General features: G+C 68.2%; 3 protein-coding genes and 1 pseudogene. All 4 read left to right on the top strand.

The genetic code is table 11. The features are described from left to right. The first annotated feature begins 127 nt into the window (after positions 1-127). A complete protein-coding gene (glgA, locus tag FVW27_RS07025) occupies positions 128-1594 on the top strand; it encodes a glycogen synthase GlgA (protein ID WP_167123887.1) in 1467 nt (488 codons plus the stop codon). Positions 1595-1667: 73 nt separating this feature from the next. After that, a complete protein-coding gene (glgB, locus tag FVW27_RS07030; protein ID WP_167123889.1) occupies positions 1668-3599 on the top strand; it encodes a 1,4-alpha-glucan branching protein GlgB in 1932 nt (643 codons plus the stop codon). A gap of 212 nt (positions 3600-3811) precedes the next feature. Continuing rightward, positions 3812-4810 carry an isoaspartyl peptidase/L-asparaginase family protein gene (locus FVW27_RS07035; protein ID WP_167123891.1) on the top strand — a complete coding sequence of 333 codons (999 nt, stop codon included), beginning with the start codon at positions 3812-3814 and terminating at the stop codon, positions 4808-4810. 173 nt (positions 4811-4983) lie between these two features. Next, positions 4984-5373 (top strand): annotated as a pseudogene (locus tag FVW27_RS07040) (4-hydroxythreonine-4-phosphate dehydrogenase PdxA); the annotation flags it as partial.

Here is a 5373-nt window from a genome sequence, read left to right on the forward strand (position 1 = left end):
CGCCCCGCCTGGCGGGGCAATGGTCTTGCCGGGGCCGCCGCCCCGGCAAGATGGGGACGCACGCGCCGGAAGGCGCGCAACGCGTCGCGCGGAAACGCCGCGCGCGCAAGGGGAGGAACGCGCGATCATGCGACGTGAGGTCGTTTTCGTCACCTCGGAAATGTATCCCTTCTCCAAGAGCGGGGGGCTTGGCGACGTGCTGGGCGCGCAACCCCTGGCCCTGCACCGAATGGGCGTGCCCACTTCGGTGATCACGCCGTTCTATGGCCGCTTGCGCACGGCGGACTACGGCATTCACCTGACCATTTCCGACTGCCACGTGGGCTACCCGTGGGCCCCCATCACCTGCGACGTCTACGAGGCCGACTACCACGGCATGAAGGTGTACTTCGTGCACCGTGGCGAATACTTCGACCGCCGCTACTACTACAACGACCACAAGGGCGACTATTTCGACAACTGCGAGCGGTTCATCTTCTTCTGTCGTGCCGTCATGGCGCTGCTGCGCCGTCTGGGCACGCCGCCCGCCGTGCTGCACGCCAACGACTGGCAGAGTGGGCTGGTGCCCGCCTATCTGCATTTCTGGCGGCAGACCGACCCGTTCTGGGCCGATACGCGCAGCGTCATGACCATCCACAACCTGGCCTTCCAGGGGCGGTTCGCCTCCCGGCTGTTCACCGGCTGCGGCCTGCCGCCGCAGGCGTGGACCATGAGCGGGGTGGAATTCTGGGGCGACTTCAACCTGCTGAAGGCTGGCATCGCCTATGCCGACATGGTCACCACGGTCAGCCCCAGCTACGCCCGCGAAATCCTGGGGCCTGCCTATGGCTGCGGGCTGGAGGGCATCCTCCTGGCCCGCCAGCACGCGCTGCACGGCATCCTGAACGGGGCGGACTACGGCATCTGGAACCCGGCGCAGGACAAGTTCCTGCCGTGCCGCTACGGGCCTGACGATCCGCAGGGCTTTGCAGGCAAGCAGCGCTGCAAGACGGCCCTGCTGGATGAACTGGGCCTTGCGCCGGAACTGGCCCACCGGCCCGTGCTGGGCTTCATCGGGCGGCTGCGCGGCCAGAAGGGCATAGACCTGCTGCTGGACATCGTGCCCCGGCTCATGGAGCGCAACGTGGGCGTGATCATCCTGGGCGAGGGCAACCTTGCGCACGAGGCGCGGGCGCTGGACCTGATGGAAACCTACCGGGGCAGGCTGTGCGTCATCGTGGGCTACACGGAAGACCTGGCCCACCGCATCCAGGCGGGCAGCGACATCTTTCTCATGCCCTCGCGCTACGAACCCTGCGGCCTGACCCAGATGTACGCCCTGCGCTACGGCACCCCGCCCGTGGCCACCGCCGTGGGCGGCCTGCGTGACACCATCGTGCCGTGGCCGTCGCCCGAGGCCACCGGCTTCACCTTCGGGCGTTCAGACCCGCAACTGTTCCTCGAAGCCATCCTGGACGCCGTGCACTACTGGGAACACGACACCGAAGGCTGGCGCGCCATGATGACCCGTGCCATGCGCCAGGACTTTTCGTGGGAACGGGCCGGGCGCAGCTACGTGAATTTGTACCGGCAACTGGGATTCGATTTTTCCTGATTCCGGCCCGCCGCAACCGCCCCCCCTGTCTCCTTCCGAACCGGTTGACCCCAAGCCACTGGACGAACACGCCATGCAGCTTACCCACCCCGCCTTCATCGAGCCCTTCGACCTGTACATGTTCGGCAAGGGCGAACACTGGGACCTCTACCGGGTGCTCGGCGCGCATCCCCTGGTGCAGGATGGCGCGGAAGGCTACCGGGTGGCCGTGTGGGCGCCGTCCGCCCGCGAGGTGTATCTGGTGGGCGATTTCAACGACTGGCGCTGGGGCGAATATCCGCTGTATCCGGTGGGCGTTTCCGGCGTGTGGGCGGCCTTTGTGCCCGGCATGCGCAAGGGCGCGCTGTACAAGTTCGGCATCCGCACCGGGGATGCGGGCGGCGGGCGCATCGTCTACAAGACGGACCCCTTCGCCCTGTACGCAGAAATGCGCCCCGGCGTGGCCGCCGTGGCCTGGGACATAGACAATCACCAGTGGGCCGACGACGACTGGATGCAGCGCCGCGCAGAGGCGGGGCCGCCGCTGCGGCAGGCCGTGTCCATCTACGAGGTGCACGCGGGGTCGTGGCAGCGCAAGACCGACGGCACGGGCGTGGGGGGGCATCCCTTCCTGTCGTGGGACGAACTGGGCGACGGGCTGATTCCGCACGTGCGCGATCTTGGCTTCACCCACATAGAACTGCTGCCCGTGGCGGAACACCCGCTGGACCAGTCGTGGGGCTACCAGACCGGGCACTATTACGCGCCCACGTCGCGCCACGGAACGCCGGAAGACTTCAAGCGTTTCGTGGACCGCTGCCACCAGGCGGGCATAGGGGTCATTCTCGATTGGGTGCCCGCGCACTTTCCCAAGGACGACTGGAGCCTTGGCCGCTTCGACGGCACGGCCCTGTTCGAGCACCTGGACCCCCGCCGGGGCGAGCACCCGGACTGGGGCACCTTCATCTTCAACTACGGTCGGCACGAGGTGCGCAACTTTCTGCTGGCCAACGCCCTGTACTGGCTGCGCGAATTTCACATCGACGGGCTGCGCATGGACGCCGTGGCCTCCATGCTCTACCTCGACTACTCGCGCGAGGACGGCGACTGGCTGCCCAACGATCACGGCGGGCGAGAGAACCTGGACGCCGTGGAGTTCCTGCGCCAGTTGAACGTGGTGGTGCACGGGCAGTTCCCCGGTGCCATGACCATAGCGGAAGAATCCACGGCCTGGCCGGGGGTGTCCCGCCCGGTGTACACCGGCGGCCTTGGCTTCACCTTCAAGTGGAACATGGGCTGGATGCACGACACTCTGGACTACTTCCGGCACGAGCCGGTGCACCGCGCCTACCACCACAACGCGCTGACCTTTTCGCTGTTGTACGCCTTCACCGAGAATTTCGTGCTGCCGCTCTCGCATGACGAGGTGGTGCACGGCAAGGGCGCGCTGCTGTCCAAGATGCCCGGCGACGCCTGGCAGCAGCAGGCCAGCCTGCGCGCGCTGTATGCCTACATGTGGGCGCATCCGGGAAAGAAGCTGCTGTTCATGGGTGGCGAGTTCGGCCAGTGGAACGAGTGGGACGAAAGCCGCGCGCTGGACTGGTGCCTGTACCAGTTCCCGGCGCACGGAGGCATCCACGCCCTGCTGCGCGACCTGAACGGAATCCTGCGGCGCGAACCGGCCATGCACGCGCACGACCACGAATGGACGGGCTTTCGCTGGATGGACTTTTCCGACTGGGGCGGCTCGGTGATCAGCTTCGTGCGGCAGTGCCCCGACCGAGAAGGCGCGCCGCCCGTGCTGTGGGTGTTCAACTTCACCCCGGTGGTGCGCGAATACTACCGGGTGCCCGCGCCCAGGGGCGGTACCTGGCGCGAGGTGCTGAACACCGACAGCGAGTACTACGGCGGATCCAACGTGGGCAACGGCGGCGAATTGCAGGCCCGCACCGACGAGTGGAGCGGGGGGCATCACCTTGTGCTGACCCTGCCGCCGCTGGCGGGGGTGGCCCTGATGCCGGGGTAGCCCGAACGCAGCGCCAGAGGCACGACGATTCGTGCTGTATGCAAAAGGGGGTACGTCCTTCCCGCATGCCCGCGTGGCCTGTCTCCCTTCCCTTGCCCTTTCCCCCGCCTTTCCCCTTCACCTTCGGTCCGCAATTGCGTAGATTCCGCCCCGTCCTCGCAGAGTGCATGAGGCACGCCGCGCGGGCGCATTCCGGAACCGCAGAGACACACATGACCGAACCGAGAATCATCGTGCACGGCGGCGCGTGGACCATCCCCGCCGACCGGCAGAAGGCCCACATCGACGGGTGCCGCGCGGCGGTGGACGCCGTATGGAACGAACTGCAACGCGGCATGCCCGCGCTGGAGGCCGTGCGCCTGGCCGTCAACGTGCTGGAGGCCGACCCCACCTACGACGCAGGGCGCGGGGCCGTGCTGAACGCCGACGGGCAGATCGAACTGGACGCCGCCATCATGGACGGGGCCACCCTGAACTTCGGGGCCGTGGCGGCGGTGCGCAACTTCCTGCACCCCGTGGACATCGCCCGCAAGGTCATGGACACCGAATTCTGCTTCCTGGTGGGTGAAGGGGCGGAGCGTTTCGCGCACGAGGCGGGCATTGGAGCCATCGACCCCGCCGAACTGGTGGTGGAGCGCGAAGTGCGCCTGTACAACGAACTGCGCGCCCGCGCGGGCTTTTCCACCCACGACGCCTTCCGGCCCCAGGCCGGGGTGAACGGGGCAGCCGGGGAAACGGCTTCCACGGACGGCACCACGTGCCACTGCCCGGTGGGGCCGGAACCGGCCATGCCCAAGGGCACGGTGGGGGCGGTGGCACTGGATGCGGCTGGCAACATCGCCGCCGCCACCTCCACCGGCGGCACCCCCATGAAGCGGCCCGGACGGGTGGGCGATTCCCCCCTGTGCGGCGCGGGCACCTACGCGGACAACGAAACCGGCGGGGCTTCCGCCACCGGCTTCGGCGAAGGCATCATCCGGGTGCTGATGACCCGTTCCGCCTGCGACTTCCTGCGCGATGGCGGCGCATCCCCCGATGACGCCGCCCGCAGGGCCATCGAACTGCTGCATCGCCGGGTGGCGGGCCACGCCGGGCTGATCATGCTGGACCGGCAGGGGCGCTACGGCGTGCACTGCAACACCGAGCACATCGCCCATGCCTATGCCCTGCCGGGCGGCGGCATCCATGCGGACGTGGAATTGCGGCGCTGACGGCGGTACGGCTTCGGGAAACATGCACGGCGGCGGCAGGCTTCGGCCTGTTGCCGCCTTTCGCATGTGGCATCCAGCCTGTCTCCCGCGAACGGGCCATACGCCATGCGCAAGGGGCGCGCGCACCCATAGGCATATGGACAGCCCGCGCGAATGCGCATAGCCTGTGCGGCATGCGTGCGGAACCGTTGCTGATAACCCTTGGCGATGCCAACGGCCTCGGGCCGGAACTGGCGTGCCGCCTGCTGTCTGGTCCCCTGCCTGCCCATCTGGCAAGCCGGGTATTGCTGCTGCTGGGGGCGGAAGCCTCTTTGCGGGCGCATCTTTCGTTCGCGGGGGGCGCCCCCTTCTGGACACGGGTGGACGACCCGGCGCGTGTGCTGGCCCCGTCTGGCGAGTCAGCCGTCCCCGGCGTGTACCTGTATGAACCGCCGGGGCTTGCCGACATTCGCGTGCAGGTGGGTCAGGCCACCCCGGACGGGGGCAGGGCGGCGGGCGTGGCCCTTGCCACGGCCTGCGACCTGCTGCTGGCTGCGCCTGCGGGCGCGTCCTCTCCGAGCGGG

It is taken from the genome of Nitratidesulfovibrio liaohensis, assembly GCF_011682075.1.
Taxonomy (GTDB): domain Bacteria; phylum Desulfobacterota; class Desulfovibrionia; order Desulfovibrionales; family Desulfovibrionaceae; genus Cupidesulfovibrio; species Cupidesulfovibrio liaohensis.